The organism is Terriglobus aquaticus (assembly GCF_025685415.1).
Classification (GTDB): domain Bacteria; phylum Acidobacteriota; class Terriglobia; order Terriglobales; family Acidobacteriaceae; genus Terriglobus; species Terriglobus aquaticus.
The window spans coordinates 4098466-4119550 of sequence record NZ_JAGSYB010000001.1; the positions used below are offsets into that span (position 1 = coordinate 4098466).

Consider the following 21085-nt stretch of genomic DNA (forward strand, 5'->3'; position numbering starts at 1 on the left):
CGCGCCGCGATATGCCGCGCTGTGCCCCGGGTTTGCACGGTTAGGAGAAGAATGACGTTTCGCATGTGGAGTTCAAAAGTTGCGGCCCTGATGGTGGGCAGTTCGCTCGCCGTGAGTGCCACCCTAATATCGGGTAACGCGCTGCATGGCCAGGTTGCGCCGGCGGGAGCACAGACTGGTGTGCAAACCGGCGCGTCCGTAAAGGGTTCGGTCCTGGATCCGGACGGCGCTGCGATCCCCGGCGCCACCGTTACGCTGCAGCCGTCGGGCAAAGTCGCGGCAGTGACCACGAAGTCCGGCGTGGATGGCTCGTTCAGCCTGGAGGCAGTGCCGGCGGGCGTGTACACCGTGACCGTGACCATGCCGGGGTTTGGGTCGTTTGTGCGGCCAAATGTCCGGGTGGGCGGTCAGCCGGTCAGCATCAACGTCAAGCTCAGCATCGAGCAGCAGTCGACGACCATTACGGTAACCACCAGTGACAACACGGTCTCGGTCGATCCCGATAACAACGGCAGCGCCGTTACGTTGAAGGGGTCCGACCTAGAGTCGCTGTCAGACGATCCGGACGAGCTGTCGAATGAATTATCTGCGCTGGCAGGACCGGCAGCCGGTCCCAACGGGGGTCAGATCTACGTGGACGGCTTCACCGGCGGCCAGTTGCCGCCCAAGTCCGCGATCCGCGAAGTTCGTATCAATCAGAACCCGTTTTCGGCGCAGTACGACCGGGCGGGTTTCGGACGCATCGAGATCCTGACCAAGCCGGGAACGGACAAGCTGCACGGCAATTTCAGCCTGCAAGGCATGGACAAGTCGTTCAACACGGTCACGCCGTTCCTTCAGGGTGGAAGCCAGCCGGACTACCACCAGATCTTCTTCCTGGGAACGCTCTCGGGTTCGCTCTCGAAGAAGGCTTCGTTCAATCTGTCGGGCAGCCAGCGCACCATTCAGAACAACAGCGTGTTCGCGGGCAAGATCGCCAGCACCGGTGCGAACGACACGAATCTATGCGCTCCAGGGTCGGGAGCCGGCTGCAGCGCATTCGCGCTGCCGCCCAACTCCCGTGCAATCTTTACCCCGCAAGAGCGTTATGACTTCTCGCCGCGTCTGGACTTTGCAATTTCTGACAAGAACACACTGACCGCGCGGTACGAACTGGAGCACAACGATCAGACCAACAGCGGCGTGGGCGGGCTGAACCTGCAGAGCGTGGGCTCCAGTACAAACTCGCGCGAAAACACGATCCAGTTGAGCGACACCCAGATCTTCAGCCCTAAGGTCATCAACGAAACGCGCTTTGAGTTCGACCGTGCGCAGTACAAGCAGTTGCCGAACTCCACCTCGCCCACCCTTAGCGTGATTGGCTACTTCACCGGCGGCGGCAGCTCCGCCGGCGTGCAGACCTACACCTCCGACCACATCGAGGTGCAGAACTACACGTCGATTCAGTTGCAGAAGAACTTCATCCGCGCCGGCCTGCGCACCCGCACTAACCGTCGCGCGCAGTTCACGGATTCGAATGCGAACGGAACGTTCTCGTACAAGAGCATCAGCGACTACTTGAACAATCAGCCGTTCCAGTTTGCGGTAACCACCTACGCGAACCCCAAGGTCAGCGGGCAGACAACCGACGTGGGCCTGTATGCCGAGGACGACTGGAAGGCCAGGCCGAATCTGACCCTGACCTACGGCCTGCGCTACGAGGCACAGGGCGGCATCAACAGCTCACACGATCTGGCGCCGCGCCTGAGTGCGAACTACGGCATTCCCCACAAGGGCGGCAATCCGATCACGGTGTTGCGGCTTGGATACGGCATCTTCTACGACCGGTTCAACATCGGCGACATCATCAACACGATTCAGCAGAACGGCACCAACTCCACGCAGCAGTTGTTTCGTGCGGCTGCGAACGCAACGCTGCCGGGGTGTGCGCCGGGAAGCACCGCCGCGTGCGGCCAGGGCCTGACCTCCGCCAACACGATCTACTCGCGGGCTTCGAACCTGCGCAGCGCGTACAACCAGCAGATTGCGGCTGGTGTCGACCAGCAGTTGCCGGGTCACGCAACCATCTCCGCTACCTACATCAACACGATCGGCATGCATCAGTACTTTTCGCGCAGCCTGCCCACGGTTGGTACCAACCTGCAGTACCAGTACCAGTCTGAGGGTTACTCGCGCCAGAATCAATTGCTGATCAACGGACGTGCGCCGATCTCGCCCAAGTTCTCAGTCTTCGGCTTCTACGCCCTGAACTATGCGAACAGCAACAGCAACGGCCCGGACACGTTTGAGACCAGCCTGGACCCGCACGTGGACTACGGGCGTCCGAGCTGGGGCAATCGCAGCCGCCTGTTTGTTTCGGGAAACTGGAGTGCTCCGTTCAAGTTCACGGTCAGCCCGTTCATGATCGCGAATTCGGGAACGCCGTACAACATCACCACGGGTACTGACACCAACGGCGATTCGATCATCAACGACCGCGGCGAATTTGCATCGGGGATTACGGGTGGCAGCTGCCGCAATCCGAACAACTTCACGTCACCCAACACGATCACCGATACCTACACTCGCGTTCCGCAGGGTTACTGCGTTGGTCCGGCCAACGTTACGGTCAATATGCGCGTGGTGCGTGCCTTCGGCTTCGGTCCAAAGACGGGTCAGGCCGCCGGTGCGGATCAGGGCGGCGGTCGCGGTGGCCGCGGCGGCCGCGGCGGCCCGGGTGGTGGCGGACCCGGAGGCATGTTTGGTGGCGGCAACGTTCGCTCCGACCGCAAGTACACCGTGTCGCTCGGCGCGCAGTTGATCAACCTGTTCAACAACGTGAACTACGCTCCGCCAAACGGCAACCTGAGCACGGTGGTGCGCGATGCCAACGGCAACTTCCTCCAGTCGCAGAGCCTCTTCGGCCTGTCGCAGTCGCTGGCCGGTGGACCGTTCTCCTCGGGTTCGGCGGTTCGCCGCATCTTCCTACAGGCGAACTTCAGCTTCTAGGAAATCGGAGAACGCAGACGAACGGCCCGCTCACTGAGCGGGCCGTTTCGCTTGCGCTTCCGTTGCGTACAGAGAAATTACGCGATGACGACCGTCTTTGCGTTCAGGAACTCGCGGATGCCGGCCGGGCCGAGCTCGCGGCCATAGCCGGAGTTCTTGATTCCGCCGAATGGATAGCGCGGGTCGCTGGCAACGGGCTGATTCAGGTAGACCATGCCGGCCTCGATGCCATTCAGCAGCGCCTCCTGCTCGACCGGGTCGGCAGTCCACACCGACGCACCCAGGCCAAAGGGCGTGTCGTTCGCGATGGTGAGCGCTTCCTGCACGTCGTTGGCACGGAACAGCATGGCGACGGGGCCGAAGATCTCCTGCCGGTAGACGGGCGAGCTGCGTGGAACGTTGACGATCACCGTCGGCTCGAAGAAGTAGCCGTTGCCGACCATGCGCGTGCCGCCGGTAAGGATGCGCCCGCCCGCGGCCACAGCATCGCGGATCTGTTCTTCCAGCACCTGCACCGCTCTAGCGCTGCTGAGAGGTCCCACTTCAATCTCCGGCTTCATGGGATCGCCAATGCGCAGACGCTCCATGCCAGCAACAAAGCGCTGCTGGAACTCTCCAAAGACTTCGTTCTGCACAATGAAGCGCTTGGCAGCAACGCAGGACTGGCCACCGTTGACCATGCGAGCCTTCACGGCCGCTTCGGCGGCGGCTTCCACGTTGGCGGATGGCATGACGATGAAGGGGTCGCTGCCGCCAAGTTCCAGCACCGTCTTCTTCAGCAGCCATCCACTCTGCGCGGCGATGGCGCGACCCGCGCCTTCGCTGCCAGTCAGCGTAGCGCCGCGCACACGGCTGTCGTTCAGGATCGCTTCCACCGCAGGAACTTCCACCAGCAGCGTACTGAGTACGCCCCGCAGGAATCCGGCACGGCGAAACAGCCCCTCAATCTGCAGGGCGCACTGTGGGACGCTGGGAGCGTTCTTCAGCAGCACCGTATTGCCGGCGAGCAGGGCAGGGACGGCGAAGCGAAAGACTTGCCAGAATGGGAAGTTCCAGGGCATGACGGCCAGCAGCATGCCCAGCGGCTCGTATTGCACATAGGCCTGGCCGGTAGGCGCGGTCTCGTTACGCAGGACCTCCGGCGCCAGGAAGCGAGCGGCGTTTTGCGCGAAGTAGCGGCAGGCATCGATGCACTTGTCGATCTCTGCACCTGCGGCGGCGATCGGCTTGCCCATCTCCAGCGTGATGATGCGCGCCAGGTCGGCCCGCTCTTCTTCCAGCAGCGTGGCGAGTTTGCGCATGCACAGCGCACGGTGCTCCAGCGGCAGCCGGCGGTGCTCGTCGAAGGCACGCGCACACACGTCGATCTTGTCGCGCATGGCCTGTTCGCTCAGCGCTGGAAAGGTGCGGAGGACAGAGCCGGTAGCGGGATTGATCGACTGAATGGCCATGGGCGAGCGGAGCGCGTTCGGAACTGAGACCTCGGATCGTGAGCCGACAGACCCGGGCGCGGGTGCCTTCTACCGTAGCAAACTCGGCTGCCGGGTGGCTCCAACAAGCTGCGGCATGTCGGTCCACCGCCCTGATTTGCGATACTGAGGGCGAATGTCCTCTTTGCCTGATCCACGCTTCATGCGCATGGCCATCCAGATCGCCACGGAAAATGTAACCGGCCATCGCGGCGGGCCGTTTGGAGCGGTGGTGGTGCGCAACGGCGAGGTGATCGCGGCCGAAGCGAACTCCGTGACACGCACCAACGATCCCACCGCACATGCCGAGGTGAACGCCATCCGTGCGGCGTGTGCGAAGCTGCAGACGTTTCAGTTGAGCGACTGCGACGTGTACACCAGTTGTGAGCCATGCCCTATGTGCCTGGCCGCCATCAACTGGGCACGTTGCCGGACCATCTACTTCGGCAACAGCGCGCGCGACGCGGCAGACGCCGGCTTCGACGACAACTTCCTCTATGAAGAGATGAGGCGGCCGGCGGAAGAGCGCCGTCTGCCTGCGCACCAGATGCTGCGGGATGAGGCCCAGGAGTCGTTTGCGGCCTGGCGCGAAAGCGAGAAAAGGATCGACTACTGACCATGAACGAATCCGCTGTGAAACCCGTCAAGACAGATGAGAAACGCGTGGCCCTGCTGGGCTTCGGCACGGTCGGCTCCGCCGTTGCGCATTTGCTGCACGACCAGAAGTTTGAGGGCGTGCGTCTGACGCACATCTACAATCGCGGCATTGCGCGCAAGCAGGGCAGCGATCGTGCGTCCGGACTTTCCGGCGACATCGTCTGGACCGAGAATATCGAGGACGTGCTGAACAGCGACGCGAACGTGGTGATCGAGGTCGTGGGCGGCCTGCATCCGACGGGCGAGTGGCTGACGCGTGCTCTCGCATCCGGCAAGCACGTGGTCACGGCGAACAAGCAGCTCATCGCGTACCACGGTGCGGAGCTGTCGCAGCTTGCACGGCAGAACGGCGTATCGCTGGTGTACAACGCCGCTGTTGCCGGCGGTGTGCCTGTGATTCCCGCCGTGCTGCACGGCCTGCAAGGCGACCGCGTGCGCCAGATTGCGGGCATTCTGAACGGCACCTGCAACTTCATCCTGTCGCAGATGGAAGCGGGCGCGGACTACCACGACGTGCTCGCGAAGGCGCAGGCCGCCGGCTATGCCGAGGCGGATCCCACCGCGGACGTGGACGGCTTCGACGCGCGGGCCAAGCTCTGCATCCTGGCGCGTACGGCCATGCAGGTGGGTTTGAACCCCGATGCGGTGCCCGTACAGACCATCCGCAACGTGCGCCTGGTCGACTTCCACTATGCGCGAGACCTGAACTGCACCATCCGCCAGGTGGCTCGCGTTGAAAGTGACGGGGACACGATCCGCGCCAACGTTGGTCCGACGCTGGTGCCCCACACCTCGCCATTCGCTTGGTCGCACGGAACCCAGAACCTGGTCATGACCACGGGCGAGTTCGGCGGCGATGTTGTCTTCAGCGGCCACGGAGCGGGCGGCAATCCTACGGCTGTCGCCGTGGTCAGCGACCTGCTTGCCGTGGCGCACGGCAGCGCATCGCCGTTGCTGCCGGTGCAGGATCGAGCGGTCAGCCGCGAGTTCGTTGCGCCGCACTACTTGCGGTTTGTGGTGCAGGACAAGCCGGGCATCATTTCCGCCATCTCCGGAGCGCTGGCGCAGGTGGGAGCCAACATCGACAGCATCGTGCAGCGGCCTGGCTATCCGAAGGACGCGTTGCCGTTCGTGGTCACCACGGAGCCGTGCTCCACAACCACCGTGCAGCAGGCTGTGCACACCATTGGCCAGATGCCAACCATGCTGGAAGAGCCCTTGCTGCTGCAGATGATGCGAGAGCCCGAGGGCGACTGAGGCCAGTTGTGGAGCACGCCCGTTTCCTCGCGCGATCATCGGCGGGTTTGCGGTCCTGCTTACACGAGGCGTGCGTCCGAATCGGTCGCCGCCTCCGTCCATCCAGTGTGCGACGTCTGCTGCAGTGCCTCGTCCCCGCTCTCCTCTGCTTTGCCGCAAGCGCACCCGCGCAGACGATCGCTCCGGTTGTCAGCACGCCCGTGCCGCCCAACTCCGCACGTGCAGAGCGCGCGTCCTATGTGGTGCTGATGTCGCTGGACGCGTTTCGTTACGACTACCTGCAGAAGTACGACGCGCCGAACCTGCAGCGACTTGCCAAGCAGGGAGCGACCGCTCCCGAAGGCATGATCCCGTCCTACCCTTCGCTGACCTTCCCGAACCACTACACGCTGGTGACGGGCCTGTTGCCGGAGCATTCCGGCATGGTGGCCAACGGCTACTACGACGCCGTGCGCGACCAGCAGTACTCCATGAGCAAGACCTCCGGCGATGGCACCTGGTACCACGGCGTTCCGCTGTGGTCGCTGGCGGAGCAGCAGGGCATGCGCGCGGCGTCGTTCTTCTGGCCCACGTCCGACGCCGAGATCGCGGGCGAGCGCCCGGCCTACTACGTCCCTTTCGACGACAAGTTCGACGACGAGAAGCGCGTTCAGCAGGTGCTGGCGTGGCTAGCGCTGCCGCCCGAGCAGCGGCCGCACCTGATCACGCTGTACTACAGCAACGTGGATCATGCCGGGCACAACTTCGGACCGGACTCGCCTGAGACGCGCGAGGCCGTCCACCACGTAGACGAGCTGATCGGCGAGTTAAAGCATGGCCTGGACGCTACCGGCCTGCCCATCGATCTGGTCGTCGTCGCCGACCATGGCATGGTGCGCGTCAACCCGGAGCCCGTGATCCTCGACCAGTACGCAGATCTGAGCAAGTTCCGAACGGTGGGATCGCTGCTCTACGCTCCGGACGAAGCCACGGCCGAAGCGGCCTACCGGCAGTTCCGCGCACATCCCGATCCGCGCTTCACGGCATACCGCCGCAAGGACGTGCCGGCACAACTTCAATACAACGACAATCCGCGTGAGGGCGATCCCGTGATGGTTGCCAACGGGCCGTACACGATCCATGCCCATCCCCGGACCGAGGGCAAGGACAACCTTGGCGAACACGGCTTCGATCCTGCGGTGGTTCCGGAGATGAAGGCGCTCTTCGTTGCGGAGGGCCCGGGGGTGCGGCACACCACTCTGGCGTCATTTCCCAACGTCGATGTGTATGACTTCGTCTGCGCCCTGCTGCACCTGAAGCCTGCACCGAACGACGGCGCGCTGGGTCCGCTCAAGCCCGCGTTGCGGCACAAATAAGATCGGCAGCGCATGCGCGCTGCCGATCTCTGCTGCAGTGACTGCCTAGTACTTCGGCACGCTGGGGTCGATGCGCTCGGCCCATGCAGTAATGCCGCCGGCAACGTTCTTCACGTTCTTGAAGCCGTTCGCTTTCAGCAGTACCGAGGCCTTCTGCGAGCGGCCGCCGGTCTTGCAGTGCACGAGGATCTCATCGTTCTCGTGGCCACGCAATTCGCTCAGGCGCTGCTCCAACTGGCCTACCGGGATCTGCGGCGCACCGATGGAGGCGATCTGTGCCTCGTGCGGCTCGCGAACATCCAGGATGAACGCCTTGCCCTCATCGCGCTTCGCCTTCAACTCTTCCACGGTGATCTGCGGAATCCCATCCACCTCGTTCGCGCCCTGCGCCACTGCGCCGTGTGACGAGACCTCGAGCGGGCCGGCCTCAACCGGCGGAGCCACGCCGCAGAACTGGTTGTAGTCGATCAGTTCCTGGATCTCGTGCGTGCCGCAGGCGGGGCAGTTGGGGTTCTTGCGCAGCTTCAGCGTGCGGAAGGTCATCCCGAGTGAGTCCACCAGCAACAAGCGCCCGATGAGTGGCTCGCCGATGCCGAGGATCAGCTTAATGACCTCGGTCGCCTGGATCACACCTACGAGTCCGGGCAGGATGCCGAGCACGCCACCTTCGGCGCAGCTCGGAACAAGTCCCGGCGGTGGCGGCTCAGGATAAAGGCAGCGGTAGCACGGGCCTTCCTCGGTGGCGAAGACGGATGCCTGGCCCTCGAAGCGGAAGATCGATCCGTACGCGTTCGGCTTGCCCGTCAGAACGCAGGCATCGTTGACCAGGTAGCGCGTCTGAAAGTTGTCGGTGCCGTCGGCAATCACGTCGTAGTCGCGAAAGATCTCAAGAGCGTTGGCGCTGGTCAGCATCGTGTTGTGCTTCACCACGTTCGTGTTCTTGTTCAGACCTTTGATCATCAGCTCGGCGGAATCCACCTTCAGCTTGCCGACGGTGGCCTGCGAGTGGATGATCTGGCGCTGCAGGTTGCTCTCGTCGACCACGTCGAAATCGACCAGGCCGATGGTGCCCACACCCGCGGCAGCCAGGTACAGTGCCAGCGGAGCGCCTAAGCCGCCGGTGCCCACGCACAGCACCTTGGCGGCTTTCAGTTTGCGCTGCCCGTCCATGCCCACCTCGGGCAGGATCAGGTGGCGCGAATAGCGCGCGATCTCGTCGTTGCTCAGCGTCGGCAGCTCGGTGGTTGGCTCGGCAATTGCCTCCTCCGCGATGGCCGGCGTTCCGCCCGCGATCGACGGGATGATGGACAGATCGTCGCCCGCCTTGACCGGTGAGTTTTCTTTCTCCGGCAGATCGCGGATGTCGTCATCGTTCAGGTAGACATTCACAAACGAACGCAGCTTGCCCTCGCTGCCGAACAGGTGCTGCTTCAACTGCGGATGCGCCTCGGTCAGCTTCTGCAGCGCCTCGCTCACCGTGGCCGCCTCGACTTCCACGGTGGACTTGCCATCGGCAAAGCCACGCAACGGCGTTGGAATCAAAATCGTCATTTCGTCCTCATCTCAAAATGCTAAGTCAGACCGAAAACAAACCGCGTAACGGAATTGCCCGCTAGGAAAGCACCAGGACTTCCTGGTCTACAAACTGTTTGTCTTCTTCACTCGTGCCGCGCAGCAGAAAGCTGTTCGTCACCGCGGCCTTGCCCTGCGCGACGGCCGTGATGACGTAGCTACACCCGAACCAGTGAGCTTCCGCAAAGTCGGTGGTCGACCACTGCGCGGGATGGTCCGGATGCGAGTGGTAGAAGCCCACGATCTCGAGGCCCTGCTTCCGGCCCTCGCGCTGCGCTTTGATCAGTTCCTGCGGCGCGATGTGGTAGCGGTTGTGCGCGGAATCGGTGCGCGTGTTGCCGGCACGCATCACGTCTACCACCTCGTTCACCTCGGCACCCACATGGCCCAGCAGAATGCCGCAGCACTCGTGCGGATACGTCTCCTCGCCGTGGGCGCGGAGAGCGTCATAGTGCGCTTGGGAAAGCTTCAACATTACTCGCTCCAGAACCGCTCGCTCAGGTACTTATCCGCACCGTCGCACAGAACGGTCACGATCACTGCCTCGCGTCCCGCCGCGTACTCTTCCTCCGCAATCTGCAGGGCGGTCGCCACATTTGCGCCGGCGGACACGCCGACCAGCACGCCCTCTTCGCGGGCCAGCCGCTTGCACATGGCGTAAGCCGGCTCCGTCTCCGCCCAGATATTGCGCTCGGCAAGCTCTGGGTCATAGATCGGCGGAACGATGGCGGTGGGCATGTGTTTCAGGCCTTCCAGGCCGTTGAACGGAGAATCCGGCTGCATGCTGATGCAGTGAATATGCGGGTTCAGTTCCCGCAGGCGGCGGGTGGTCCCCATGAACGTGCCGCTGGTTCCCATCGCCGCGATGAAGTGCGTGATGCGGCCGTCGGTCTGCTGCCAGATCTCGTTGGCCGTGGTGCGGTAATGCGCCTTCCAGTTGTTCTCGTTGCCGTACTGATCGGCGTAGAAGTACTTTTCCGGCGAGGCTCCGTACAGTTCGCGCACCTTGCGGATCGCGCCGTCCGAACCATCGCCCGCGGGCGTGAAGATGACCTCGGCGCCGTAGGCCTGCAGAATCTTCTTGCGTTCCGGGCTGGCGCTGGCGGGCACGCAGAGGGTCACCGGAAATTGCAGCGCGGCGCCAAGCATGGCGTAAGCGATGCCGGTATTGCCGCTGGTCGCGTCCAGTAGGGCGCGTTCCGGCTGCGCATCGCCCAGTTCGCCGGCCTCCAGGGCCGCCAGCACGATGCCCGAAGCAGGGCGATCCTTCACGCTGCCACCCGGGTTGGCGAACTCGCCTTTGCCCAGCAGCGTAATGCCCGGCAAGTGCTGCACGATGCGGTCCAGACGCACCATGGGCGTGTTGCCGATGCGGTCCAACACGCTGGAACCCAGCGCCGCGCCGATCCTGGGTTGGGTGCTTGTCGTCTCGTTCTGTGTGGCGGCGGTTCCCATCGTCTTGACTCGCTTGTTCTGTACTCGGATGTCGCTCGGGTTCGGTCTGTGCGAAAGTTAGTCTAGCGGAGTGCCGGAGCGCCCAGCGTCCCCAGAGCACCCGATTGAGGATCACGCATGTTCTTTCGCAAGAAGCCGGCGACCCGCACCTTTGACGACGTCCTGTCCACGCTTGGCTCCCAGGGATTTGATGTCTCGTCCGCCTCACAGGCTTCGGTCAGCGGCGCCAAACGCGTTTCCAAGTACGGTTGCGCGGCAGAAATCGCGCCATCGCGCGTCGATCCCAAGGCCGAGAAGGGCACCACACCGCAGCCGGCAGAGATCGTCACCCGTGGCGGGTACGTGATCAACGGGCAGATCGCGCGCATCGAAGACCGCGGCTACCAGAAGTTCCTGAAGGCCGGCAAGCTGGAGATCGCAGCGACCGCAGACGCCCTGCGGGCCATCCACAAGTTCTCAGAGGAGCTGAAGGAAGCCGCCGGCAGCATGTCACTCTACAACGAGAGTCTGGGTACCACCAGCGACACCTACGTCTATGACCGGGTGAAAGGCCGCGAGCACCACGACGAAGCGCATGGCAAACGCCTGGCCGACCCGCTGCAGCGGTCGACCGCTGTCGCGACCGCGCCCGAGGACGACGCGAACGATTTGTAACGGCGATCGCGCGGACCGGCTAGCGGCCCTTGGTCCGTTGCCACTCGCGGTAGGCTTCGCTCTTGCCCAGGCCGCGTTCCCGCGCTACACGTTTCAGGGCAGCCATCTCGTCCAGGCCTTCCTCCCGCATCACGCGGCGCACGGCTGCAGCCAGGCTTTCGCTTCCGGCGTTCTCTTCCGCAGAGAGGGTTCCCGCCAGCAGCAGGACCATTTCGCCGCGAACGCGATCTTTCGCTTCCAGCGCGCGGAGAACGTCGGCCGCGGTGCCTCGCAGAAACTCCTCGTGCAGCTTGGTCAGTTCGCGTGCCAGTGCGACCGGGTGCGCCGCGCCAAACACGGCGACCACATCGGTCAGAGCCTCCACGATGCGGTGCGGCGTCTCGTAGAAGATCTGCGTTCCCGCGACACCTTCCAGGCTCTGCAGCTCGCGATGCAGTGCTTCCAGCGCCGACCGGCGCTCGCCGGACTTCGACGGCAGAAACCCGCGAAAGCTGAAGCGTTCCGCGGGTAATCCGCTGGCCACCAGCGCGGTCACAGCCGCGTTTGCGCCGGGCAGGGCATACACTGGCACGCCTGCCGCAACGGCCAAAGACACCGCCGTCTCGCCCGGGTCCGCAATGGCCGGCATTCCGGCGTCGCTGACCAGGGCGATGCGTTCGCCTGCCAGCACCCGCCGCACCAGCTCGTCCGCGCGGTCGCGCTCGTTGTGCAGATGATGACTGACTGTCGGCGTCTCGATGCCGAAGTGGTTCAGCAGCTTCTGCGTTTCGCGGGTGTCCTCGCAGGCGATCACGTCGCAGCGCTCCAGCACATCCAGCGCACGTAGCGTAATGTCGCGCAGGTTGCCGATGGGCGTCGGCACCAGGTAAAGGCCCGGCGCAAGTGGTTCGGTGGGAGCGATGCCCGGTCGCGAAAGGCTGTCCTCAGCCATTGCGCTCGTTGTCGTCTTCGCGCTCGGTCTGCGTGCGGTACCGCCGAACGCGACCCAGCGACATCATGGCCGGCGACAGGCTCTGCGGCGTGACCATGCCGACCACCTGCCCGTCGCGCATCACTGGGACCACATTTCCGCGCGCCGACCCGCCCGCCAGCCGCTGCACGGTCGCAATCAGTCCGTCGCCGGGTGCTGCAATCACCAGGTCGCGCGACATGGAGCCCTGCACATACCCGTTGCCCTCCGCGCGAAGCTGTCCCAGCAACGCCTCACGGGTGATGGAGCCCACCACCACCGGCCCACGCACCACCGGGAAAGATTCCTGCAGCGAATGCGCCGAGCGTTCCAGCGCGTCCTGCACCGTGTCCGACGCGGACAGCGATGTCCACTCCGACAGCATCACGTCGCCCACCGTGATCGTGGAAATCGCCGTGTTTGTAACGGACCGCTGGGCTTCCAGTTGCGATAGCAGCAGCACGGTTCCGCCCAGCAGCATCAGCACGATCTCCTGGGTAACGCCCCCAAAGACCATCAGGCCGAGGCCGATCGCTTGCGATAGCCCGGCGGCGCCACGAACACCGCGCGCCTTGCCACGCATGCGGATGAACTGCGTCCGCAACAGGGCGCCGGCGTCCAGCGGGGTGGCCGGCAGCAGGTGCAGCGCCCCAAGCATGATCTGGAGCCAGATGGCGGCGCGGAGCAGGTGCTGCGGCTCGGCCAGGTGCCGCTGAAAGAAGTTGACGCCCGAAGTAATGGAGAACGCCAGCATTGCCATGACGATGGCCGCTGCAAAGTTTGCCAGCGGGCCCACCAGGGCCAGCCATCGCGGCGCGTTTTCGTCGGCGTCGGACGCACCGTCGCTGCTCAGCGCGCCCACCGGCGTGATCACCAGCCGATCGACCGGGATGCCCGCCGCGAGCCGGCCCAGCGAACGCGCGCTTTCGCGGACCAGAACGGCCAGCATCAGCAGCAGAAACAGCAAGACACCGCGACCGGCGGAAACGTCCTGCACCGTGGCCAGCATGGCCAGCAGAGGCAGGAGCACAACGGTGTAGAGATGCAGGCGCAGGTCTACACCAAACCAATGACCGAACGGAATCGACCCTGGGCGCACCGTCTGATTGTAAGCAACCGCGGCCAGTTGCGGCGCGCGGTATGCTCCGCGTATGCACGCTGCGCAATGCCAACCTCAGACATCCCGTCCGGGGGCGGCGTGCGCGTAATCGCCGGAACCTTCCGTTCCCGCCTGCTCACGGCGCCGCGCGGCGACAACACGCGCCCCACCAGCGACCGACTCCGTGAGACGCTGTTCAATGTTCTCGCGCCGAGGCTTCAGGACTCGGTGTTTGTCGATCTGTACGCCGGCTCGGGCGCGGTGGGCATTGAGGCGGCATCGCGCGGCGCCGCGGCCGTGTACTTTGCCGAAACCGAACGCGCGGCGCTCTCTGCCCTCCGGTCCAACCTCGCCACCCTCGGCATTCGGGCGGAGGTAGAGAGCGCGGGAACGGCAACGCTGCTGAAACGCCTGCTGGCGGCGGGCAGACAGGCCGGCATCGTGTTTCTGGACCCGCCGTATGAGGCCGCGGACGAGTATCAGCGCACGCTCGGCTTCCTCGGCGGGCCGGGCTCGTCGTTGCTGCAGCCCGGCGGCATCGTCGTCGCGGAGCATCGCCGGCAGTCGCCGTTGCCGCCCACCATCGGCACGCTGGAGAGCTATCGCACGCTGAAGCAGGGCGATGCCGCGCTCACGTTCTTCCGTCAGACTGAGGCGGAACAGTCGCCAGAGAGCCGGTAGCCGCCACCGGTCGCCGTCCGGCGGCGCAGGTCCACTTCGAACGCGATTTCCACGTCGTCCATCATGTTCCATCCGAGACCTCGAACGGCCGCCTCATCTGCGCCGGTGACGGTCACGCCTTCCCAGCTCAGCCGGGGCGTTGCCCACACCTCGCCGTCCGCTTCTCGTACTGCAAGGGCGTGGTGCGTCACCAAGACGGTGCGCTCCGCGAGTGCGATCACCGCCACGGCAGGCCGGGGCGGCAGCAGGACCGTGCGCTCGGGTGCGTCGGGGTCGATTGCGTACGCATATCCGCCGGCGCACGCCAGCAGGCCGCCTCCAGCCAGCGGCCACAGGCCATGCGCCACGCCCGTGCCGGCAAAGCCCAGCGCGCACTGTGCGAGCCATGTACCCCCCGTGGACCGCACCTGCAGCCACAGGGCTCCGCGCGCCAGAGCGTCCTCCTCGCCCGCAACGGCGAAAGGAAAGGTGAACTGACGCGCAGGCGCGATCAGGGGCGGTCGGTCCAGCACCGTCGCGATCCAGCCGTCGCCCGTCAACTCACGGGCCCCGTTTTGTTGGGCGAGGTTCACAACGTGTGCTCCCATCCGCCCGAATCCAGGGGCTCGGTCCTGCCGTCGCGTTCCAGCAGTACCCGCTTCGACCGCGTCAACCGCCCGATGCGCCGCACCGGAACACCGGCCACCGTCCGCGGCATTCTCACCGTGGGCCGGGCCGCAAACAGCAGTTCGTAATCCTCTCCGCCGTGCAGGACCAGAGCGAGGCCGCCATCCTCCTCCGTCGCCGCCAAAGCATGAATCGGCAGCGCAGCCGCCTCTACCATTGCCCCCACGCCAGACGCGGCGCACAGGTGATGGAGGTCGGTGGACAGGCCGTCGCTTACGTCGATGGCGGCGCTGGCCAGACCTCGCCTGCGAAGCGCCTGCCCAACCAGAAGCCGGGGCCGGGGGAAGAGGTGCGGATGATCGTTCTCCGGCAGGGCAGAGCGGAAACGCCGCGGGGTTCGCAGCAGCTGGGCAAGTTCCGCGGCCGAACCGCCCAGGGAGCCAGTCACGTAAAGCGCGTCCCCCGCGCGTGCGCCGCTGCGCCGCAGAGATCTGCCGCGTGGTGCGGCGCCGGTCAGGACGATGTCGGCGAGGATGTGCTGGCCCGGTGCAGCCGAGGTATCGCCACCCGCCAGCGAGGTCCCGCTGTTGCGTGCCAGCGACAGCAAACCATCAAGGAAGCCGTCGACCCACGCGCGGCCGCGAGCGGTCCGTTGCAGTCCTGCAGGCAGAGCGAGAGATAGGAAGGCCGCCAGCGGCGTCGCCCCCATGGCCGCCAGATCGCTGAGGCCGCGAGCCAGGCAACGGTGACCCACGGACCTGGCCGGGTGCGCCGCCCGGTCGAAGTGCCGGCCTTCGAGGCTGAAATCCGTGGTGACCAGCAGTTCGTGGCCGGCGGGTGACTGCAGGATTGCGCAATCGTCGCCTATGCCAAGCGTCACCGCGCTGGCGCGCCGGGAGTCACGGCTGGCTGAATCTGAAACCCGCCCGGATCGAAGCTGGATTTTCCGGATCAGGTCGAGCTCGCCGCCTGGTTCTCGCGCCATGCAACGAGCATAGAGCCTCCGGATTTTCCATCCTGCTGAACTGTTTTGCGCTTCATCAACTCACGCTGGCCAGAAGTGGCAGAGGTCGCGGGCAACCCAGAGTTGAACCGCCCCGAATCAGGACAGTAAACTAGATTTGTTTGCGGTTGCGGCACTGCCGCCAGATCCACGCTTCCATCCCACGGGGTCCGATCCTTTTGAAAAAGCGCTTCTACGTTGTCTTTGTTGCACGGGAATCGAATGGAGACCTGAACCGGGTTTCGGTTCCCATGGAGTTTGTGTACCTGTTCGTGGGCGCAGCGGTGGTGGGCTTCTTCACCATTGCGGGGCTCGCCGGGTCCTACTCCCGCATGCTGCTCAAGACCGAACGATTCAACCAGGTCCGCACAGAGCGGGACACCTTGCGCAGTGACTACGCCAAGCTGGAGCGTCGCGAACATGAGAAGGAAGTGCAGGCCGCGTCACTGGGTGCGCTGGCCGGCGAAGTTTCGCAGTTGTATGGCTTTACCGCGAGCAAGCTGGCCATTCCCGCAGGCCGGCTCTTCCATGGCAAGCACGCGGCTCCCAGCAGTGGCACCGCCAGTGGCGCGCTGATAGCGCCCACGCCGGACAGCACGTTGTCTACCACCGGGTTCCAGACCAGCCTGGACCAGTTGAGCCAGCTCAAGACCTCGGCGATGAACGGCAACGCCTCGCGTGCGATCGCCTCGGCCTGGACAACTTCGCCGGTTGACAGCTTCCGCTCGTCTGCTCCGGCCGGCTTCGGCCCGGACATCGCGATCGGCGGCAGCACGCCTACCCTGTGGCCGGTCGTCGGTCCTATCTCGTCGCCGTTCGGCGAGCGGGAAGACCCGATTCTGGGCGCGGGTGAGGGTGAGTTCCACAAGGGTCTCGACATCTCCGCCCCCTACGGCACACCGATTCGCGCCACCGCACCCGGCATCGTGCAGATGGCCGGCATCGGCAACGGCTACGGGACCGAGGTCGTGATCGACCATGGCAATGGTGTTCGCACCATCTATGGCCACATGTCCGGCCTGCACTGCACGGCCGGCGAGCAGGTGGTTCGCGGACAGGTGATCGGCTTTGTGGGCCACAGTGGCCGCACCACCGGCAACCACGTGCATTACGAGGTCCGCGTGCATGACGTTGCCGTCAATCCGCACAAGTACCTGCGCGCCACCAGCACCGACGCGACCGTGTTGAACGCGGGTTTGTAACCTTCGGATCGAGACGACAGAAAAACGCCCTTCGCTTGCCGAAGGGCGTTTCTGCCTGCTTCGCACGCAAACCATTGGCCGAAAGCGCTTTCGATTCCTTACACTCAATGGCGCATGCGCAATCGACTGAACCGCCGCTCCTTTTTGAAGCGCTCCGGCGCTACTGCTGCCACACTTGCCGCTTCGCCCGCTGCTTTTGCTGCGCCGCGAGCTTCGGGTCAGACCGGGCGTAGTCAGACGGAGATCTTTCCGCTCAACCGTGGATGGCGCTACCGCAACACCGCCACTGCTGATGCGCGGAACCGCGACTTTGACGACTCAAGCTTCGCCCATGTTTGCGTGCCCCACACCAACGTTCGCCTGCCGTGGCACAGCTTCAGCGAAAAGGCTTTTCAGTTCACCTCGGTTTATCGCCGCGACCTGAAGCTGCCCGCCAACCTGGACGGCAAAAGTGTCTTCCTCGACTTCGAAGGCGTGATGACCGCGACGACGGTCTACCTGAACGGGACACGCGTGGGCAGCTACAAAGGCGGCTATACGCCGTTCAGCTTCGACCTGACGCCATACCTCGATAAGTCCGGGCGCAATGTTCTGGCGGTCGAGGTCGACTCGAGCGAACGCGCCGACATGCCACCGTTCGGCGACCAAATCGATTACCTCACGTTTGGCGGCATGTATCGCGAAGTTCAGTTGCGCATCGTGCCCCAGATCGCGCATCTCGAGAACCTTTTCGCGATGCCGAAGGATGTGCTCTCCGCGCATCCGACGGTGGAGGTCCGCGGCTACGTTCGCCGGGTCCTGTACGCGGCAGAGAGCAAGAGTCCGCTGACGTTGCGCTGCGAACTTCGCGATGGCGATCGTGTAGTCGCCACTGGCACCGCACCAATCAGCGGCAACATTCCCCCGGTGCTTCCAAATGCCGACGCGGGTCAGGCGCTCGGTGCACAGCCCTTCGGCGATGCCGACAAGCCGCAGGTTGTGCTCACGCTGAGCAAGCTGGGCAAGATCGAGCTCTGGGACCTGGACACGCCCAAGCTGTACACCGTACACACGCAGCTGTTGAGCGGTAGCACCGTGCTGGACGAGACCACCCGCCGCATCGGCTTCCGAGAGGCCACCTTCACCGACCAGGGCTTCTCGTTGAACGGCAAGGTGATTAAGCTGCACGGCCTGGACCGTCACCAGACGTTTCCGTGGGTGGGCCAGGCGATGGCCGCGCGCGCGCAGCGCAAGGACGCCGTGCTCCTGCGCAAGGAATACCACTGCAACATCGTGCGCACCTCGCACTACCCGCAGTCGCGCCATTTCCTCGACGCCTGCGACGAGATCGGCCTACTGGTGCTGGAAGAGATCCCGGGATGGCAGCACATCGGCCCGTTACCCTGGCAGGACATCAGCGTCGACAATGTGCGCCGCATGGTCCGCCGGGACTGGAATCACCCCTCCATCGTGCTGTGGGGCGTGCGCATCAACGAGTCGCGCGACAACCACGACTTCTACACGCGCACGAACGCCATGGCGCACGCGTTCGACCCGTCGCGCCAGACGGGCGGCATCCGGTACTTCCAAGAATCGGAGTTCCTGGAAGACGTGTTCACCATGAACGACTTCGGCTTCCCGCTGAAGCCACCCGTTCACGGCAAGTACCTGAACACCGAGTTCGTGGGTCACACTTTCCCGACCAAGACTATCGACTCGCTGGAACGCCTGCGCGAGCACACACATCGCCACGCGCGTGTGCACGATCAGCTTGCCAGCAATCCGCAGTACGCCGGCGGCATCGGCTGGTGCGCGTTCGACTACAACACGCACTTCAACTTCGGCTCGGGCGACCACATCTGCTACCACGGCGTGTTCGACATCTTCCGCACGCCCAAGCCGGCCGCCTACCTGTACAAGTCCATGTGCGAGCCGAGCGAAGAGGTCGTGCTCGAACTTGGCCACCACTGGGCGCGCAACGATGAGTCGACCGGCATTACCGCGGCCGAGTTCCTGACCAACTGCGACACCGTCAAGGCTTACCTGATCGACAGCAAGGGCGAGCACGAGTTGAAGGGAAGTCCGAATCGCACGCTCTACCCGCACCTGCCGCATCCGCCATATGTTTTCCGGCTCACCGACACAGGGCTGGACTCCTGGGGCGATCTGCGCGCCGAAGGCTATGTGAACGGCAAGAGGGTTGTGGATCGCAAGTGGTCCGCAAGCGCAGTGGACGCAAAGTTCCGCCTGGTAGCCGACGACGCTGCGCTGGTCGCCGATGGCGGTGACAGCACGCGCGTGGTGCTGCGCGTAGAGGACGAGTATGGCAATATCCGTCCGTTCGCTGCCGATGCCATCACCTTCGCGCTCGACGGCCCGGCGGAGATTATTGGCGACAATCCGTTCGGTCTGATCGGAGGCACGGGCGCCATCTGGATTCGCGCAAAGGAAACCGCCGGTACAGTGACTCTGCGCGCGACACATCCCGTGCTCGGCACAGAGGAACTGCATTTCACCCTGACCGCCGCTGCGGACGAGGTCGCATAGTGCTTTGCAATGCAAAGGAAGCCCTCAAGAGTCTTCGCCGGACGTCTCATGTCTGCTTTGCTGTCGCCGGGCTCGGTTTGCTGCCGGCGTTAGTGCGGGCCGAAGTCCGCTTGCCCCACGTACTCAGCGACCACATGGTGCTGCAGCGCGACGCTCCCATCCACATCTGGGGGTGGGCGCAGCCTGGTGAAGCCGTCAGCGTGTCTCTGCAGCACGCCGGCTCTGCGGGCAAGGGCGCGTTGCGGGCGAATGCCACGGCGGACAGGCTGGGGCAGTGGAGCGTCTATCTTCCAGCGCAGCCTGCAGGCGGCCCGTTCGATCTGGCGGTGCAGGGAAGCAGCACGGTCACGCTGCACGACGTGATGCTTGGCGACCTCTGGATCGCGTCAGGCCAATCCAACATGGAGATGCCGCTGGCCGGCTTCGGTCCGACGACGCCTCTAAAGGACGGCGAGAAAGAGATCGCCGCGGCCACGCATCCAGAACTGCGACTGATGGTTGTGCCCAAAACCGGCAGCGCCTTTCCGCAGGACGACGTGAACGCGGCCTGGACGGAGTGCACGCCTGAGACGGCGAAGAACTTCTCTGCTGTCGCGTACTTCTTTGGCCGCGAGATCGCTGCAAGGGAGCACGTGACCATCGGCCTGGTCGACACCACTTGGGGTGGCACGCCGGCTGAGGCATGGACCAGCTTCGACGCGTTCGGCAAGAACCCGGCACTCGCACCGGTGTGGACGCAGTGGGGCCATTTCGTCACCGACCAGACCACGGAGGCGCTGGTGCTTGCGGCGAACAAGCGCGAGGACGAGCAGCGCGTTGCCGCCGGCCAGCAGCCCGTGTCGCACGGCTTTCATCCCAACCCCGATTCGTACCGGCCGGCCAGCCTGTACAACGGCATGATTGCGCCGTTCACGCCGCTCAGCATTCGTGGCGTGATCTGGTACCAAGGCGAAACCAACAGCCGGCTCGATCGCTCCATCGTGTACCACCAGCTCTTCCGCAGCATGATCCTGGACTGGCGCGATCACTTCGCACAGGGGGCGTTCCCGTTCCTCTATGCGCAAATCTCCAGCTTCCGCTCAACCCCGCAGGAGGCCTGGGGCGTTCTGCGCGATGCGCAGCGCCGCACGCTCGACGTAGCCAACACGGCGATGGCCGTGACCCTGGACGTGGGCACGCCGGACAACGTTCACCCGCCGGATAAGCAGACGGTCGGCCATCGGCTTGCTCTCGCGGCCCGGTCGCTGGCCTACGGCGAGCGCGTTGCGTACAGCGGTCCCTTGTTCGCCCGTGCGGACGTGGAAGGCAATGCCATGCGTGTTGGGTTTGAAGACAGGCTAGCGAAGGTGCAGTGCACCGGTGGGGCGTGCACCGGGTTTGAGATCGCCGGTGCTGACCACAAGTTTGTTCCGGCGGAAGCAGTCGCAGAAGGCGCAACCGTGATCGTGCGCAGCAGCGCAGTGGCCGATCCGCGATACGTCCGCTATGCCTGGCCCAACGCGCCTACGGCCAACCTGCAGGACAGCAACGGTCTACCCGCGTCCACCTTTACCAGCGAGCAGGAGATCACGGATCCGGGGCCGCGTTCCACCGCGCTCACGCACGACTAACC

General features: G+C 64.5%; 17 protein-coding genes and 1 pseudogene. 9 read left to right on the top strand and 9 right to left on the bottom strand.

All coding sequences use genetic code 11. The features are described 5' to 3' along the window. The first annotated feature begins 51 nt into the window (after positions 1-51). Positions 52-2988: a TonB-dependent receptor gene (locus tag OHL12_RS17015; RefSeq protein ID WP_263415009.1), complete on the top strand. Its 2937-nt coding sequence runs from the start codon at positions 52-54 to the stop codon at positions 2986-2988. Positions 2989-3065: 77 nt separating this feature from the next. On the opposite strand, the gene OHL12_RS17020 is transcribed toward OHL12_RS17015, so the two are convergent. After that, entirely contained in the window at positions 3066-4439 is a 1374-nt protein-coding gene (locus tag OHL12_RS17020; RefSeq protein ID WP_263415010.1) for an NAD-dependent succinate-semialdehyde dehydrogenase, read from the bottom strand. Between the two features lie 154 nt (positions 4440-4593). Between OHL12_RS17020 and OHL12_RS17025 the strand changes: the two genes are divergently transcribed. The 3 genes from OHL12_RS17025 to OHL12_RS17035 all read left to right on the top strand — a co-directional run bounded on the left by OHL12_RS17025 (position 4594) and on the right by OHL12_RS17035 (position 7726). After that, on the top strand, positions 4594-5073 hold the full coding sequence (locus tag OHL12_RS17025) for a nucleoside deaminase (protein ID WP_263415011.1): 480 nt from the start codon (positions 4594-4596) through the stop codon (positions 5071-5073). Positions 5074-5075: 2 nt separating this feature from the next. After that, positions 5076-6371 carry a homoserine dehydrogenase gene (locus OHL12_RS17030; protein WP_263415012.1) on the top strand — a complete coding sequence of 432 codons (1296 nt, stop codon included), beginning with the start codon at positions 5076-5078 and terminating at the stop codon, positions 6369-6371. 107 nt (positions 6372-6478) lie between these two features. Beyond that, on the top strand, positions 6479-7726 hold the full coding sequence (locus OHL12_RS17035) for an alkaline phosphatase family protein (protein ID WP_263415013.1): 1248 nt from the start codon (positions 6479-6481) through the stop codon (positions 7724-7726). Positions 7727-7771: 45 nt separating this feature from the next. Here the strand turns inward: OHL12_RS17035 and moeB are convergent, their stop codons facing one another. From moeB to OHL12_RS17050, 4 genes and pseudogenes are all read right to left on the bottom strand, one after another. Continuing rightward, positions 7772-8998 carry a molybdopterin-synthase adenylyltransferase MoeB gene (gene moeB / locus OHL12_RS17040; RefSeq protein ID WP_425583482.1) on the bottom strand — a complete coding sequence of 409 codons (1227 nt, stop codon included), beginning with the start codon at positions 8996-8998 and terminating at the stop codon, positions 7772-7774. Between the two features lie 21 nt (positions 8999-9019). Continuing rightward, a pseudogene (locus OHL12_RS17455) lies at positions 9020-9277 on the bottom strand (MoaD/ThiS family protein); the annotation flags it as partial. A 61-nt stretch (positions 9278-9338) separates the two neighbouring features. Then, positions 9339-9773 carry a M67 family metallopeptidase gene (locus OHL12_RS17045; RefSeq protein ID WP_263415015.1) on the bottom strand — a complete coding sequence of 145 codons (435 nt, stop codon included), beginning with the start codon at positions 9771-9773 and terminating at the stop codon, positions 9339-9341. Beyond that, the gene (locus OHL12_RS17050; protein ID WP_263415016.1) at positions 9773-10753 is read right to left on the bottom strand and encodes a PLP-dependent cysteine synthase family protein; all 981 of its coding nucleotides are present in this window, start codon (positions 10751-10753) and stop codon (positions 9773-9775) included. Before OHL12_RS17050 ends, OHL12_RS17045 begins: the two co-directional genes overlap by 1 nt. A 117-nt stretch (positions 10754-10870) precedes the next feature. Here OHL12_RS17050 and OHL12_RS17055 point away from each other — a divergent pair, with 117 nt between their 5' ends. Then, a complete protein-coding gene (locus OHL12_RS17055; protein WP_263415017.1) occupies positions 10871-11407 on the top strand; it encodes a hypothetical protein in 537 nt (178 codons plus the stop codon). Positions 11408-11426: 19 nt separating this feature from the next. Here the strand turns inward: OHL12_RS17055 and rsmI are convergent, their stop codons facing one another. Then, positions 11427-12338 (bottom strand): 16S rRNA (cytidine(1402)-2'-O)-methyltransferase, encoded by a 912-nt coding sequence (rsmI, locus tag OHL12_RS17060; protein ID WP_263415018.1) that lies wholly within the window; start codon positions 12336-12338, stop codon positions 11427-11429. Beyond that, a complete protein-coding gene (locus tag OHL12_RS17065) occupies positions 12331-13455 on the bottom strand; it encodes a CBS domain-containing protein (RefSeq protein WP_263415019.1) in 1125 nt (374 codons plus the stop codon). Before OHL12_RS17065 ends, rsmI begins: the two co-directional genes overlap by 8 nt. A gap of 66 nt (positions 13456-13521) precedes the next feature. Between OHL12_RS17065 and rsmD the strand changes: the two genes are divergently transcribed. Beyond that, a complete protein-coding gene (gene rsmD / locus OHL12_RS17070) occupies positions 13522-14136 on the top strand; it encodes a 16S rRNA (guanine(966)-N(2))-methyltransferase RsmD (protein WP_263415020.1) in 615 nt (204 codons plus the stop codon). Here rsmD and OHL12_RS17075 read toward each other — a convergent pair. Together OHL12_RS17075 and thiL are read right to left on the bottom strand one after the other, a co-directional pair. Further along, on the bottom strand, positions 14100-14708 hold the full coding sequence (locus OHL12_RS17075) for a hypothetical protein (protein WP_263415021.1): 609 nt from the start codon (positions 14706-14708) through the stop codon (positions 14100-14102). The two genes, rsmD and OHL12_RS17075, sit on opposite strands and share 37 nt — an antisense overlap. Next, a complete protein-coding gene (thiL, locus tag OHL12_RS17080) occupies positions 14705-15727 on the bottom strand; it encodes a thiamine-phosphate kinase (RefSeq protein WP_263415022.1) in 1023 nt (340 codons plus the stop codon). The genes OHL12_RS17075 and thiL overlap by 4 nt, the downstream gene beginning before the upstream one ends. A 197-nt stretch (positions 15728-15924) precedes the next feature. Between thiL and OHL12_RS17085 the strand changes: the two genes are divergently transcribed. The 3 genes from OHL12_RS17085 (at position 15925) to OHL12_RS17095 (ending at position 21083) form a co-directional block, all read left to right on the top strand. After that, on the top strand, positions 15925-16947 hold the full coding sequence (locus tag OHL12_RS17085) for a M23 family metallopeptidase (protein WP_263415023.1): 1023 nt from the start codon (positions 15925-15927) through the stop codon (positions 16945-16947). A 114-nt stretch (positions 16948-17061) separates the two neighbouring features. Next, the gene (locus tag OHL12_RS17090; RefSeq protein ID WP_263415024.1) at positions 17062-19473 is read left to right on the top strand and encodes a glycoside hydrolase family 2 protein; all 2412 of its coding nucleotides are present in this window, start codon (positions 17062-17064) and stop codon (positions 19471-19473) included. A gap of 110 nt (positions 19474-19583) precedes the next feature. Then, positions 19584-21083 carry a sialate O-acetylesterase gene (locus OHL12_RS17095; protein ID WP_263415025.1) on the top strand — a complete coding sequence of 500 codons (1500 nt, stop codon included), beginning with the start codon at positions 19584-19586 and terminating at the stop codon, positions 21081-21083. Positions 21084-21085: the final 2 nt, after the last annotated feature.

What these genes read in the sequence shown, in the direction of transcription:
- OHL12_RS17045 (WP_263415015.1), bottom strand. Translation starts at nt 9,773, where the DNA reads ATGTTGAAGCTTTCCCAAGCGCACTATGACGCTCTCCGCGCCCACGGC.
- OHL12_RS17055 (WP_263415017.1), top strand. Translation starts at nt 10,871, where the DNA reads ATGTTCTTTCGCAAGAAGCCGGCGACCCGCACCTTTGACGACGTCCTG.
- OHL12_RS17015 (WP_263415009.1), top strand. Translation starts at nt 52, where the DNA reads ATGACGTTTCGCATGTGGAGTTCAAAAGTTGCGGCCCTGATGGTGGGC.
- OHL12_RS17090 (WP_263415024.1), top strand. Translation starts at nt 17,062, where the DNA reads ATGCGCAATCGACTGAACCGCCGCTCCTTTTTGAAGCGCTCCGGCGCT.
- OHL12_RS17020 (WP_263415010.1), bottom strand. Translation starts at nt 4,439, where the DNA reads ATGGCCATTCAGTCGATCAATCCCGCTACCGGCTCTGTCCTCCGCACC.
- OHL12_RS17030 (WP_263415012.1), top strand. Translation starts at nt 5,076, where the DNA reads ATGAACGAATCCGCTGTGAAACCCGTCAAGACAGATGAGAAACGCGTG.
- OHL12_RS17025 (WP_263415011.1), top strand. Translation starts at nt 4,594, where the DNA reads ATGTCCTCTTTGCCTGATCCACGCTTCATGCGCATGGCCATCCAGATC.
- rsmI (WP_263415018.1), bottom strand. Translation starts at nt 12,338, where the DNA reads ATGGCTGAGGACAGCCTTTCGCGACCGGGCATCGCTCCCACCGAACCA.
- rsmD (WP_263415020.1), top strand. Translation starts at nt 13,522, where the DNA reads ATGCCAACCTCAGACATCCCGTCCGGGGGCGGCGTGCGCGTAATCGCC.
- thiL (WP_263415022.1), bottom strand. Translation starts at nt 15,727, where the DNA reads ATGGCGCGAGAACCAGGCGGCGAGCTCGACCTGATCCGGAAAATCCAG.
- OHL12_RS17050 (WP_263415016.1), bottom strand. Translation starts at nt 10,753, where the DNA reads ATGGGAACCGCCGCCACACAGAACGAGACGACAAGCACCCAACCCAGG.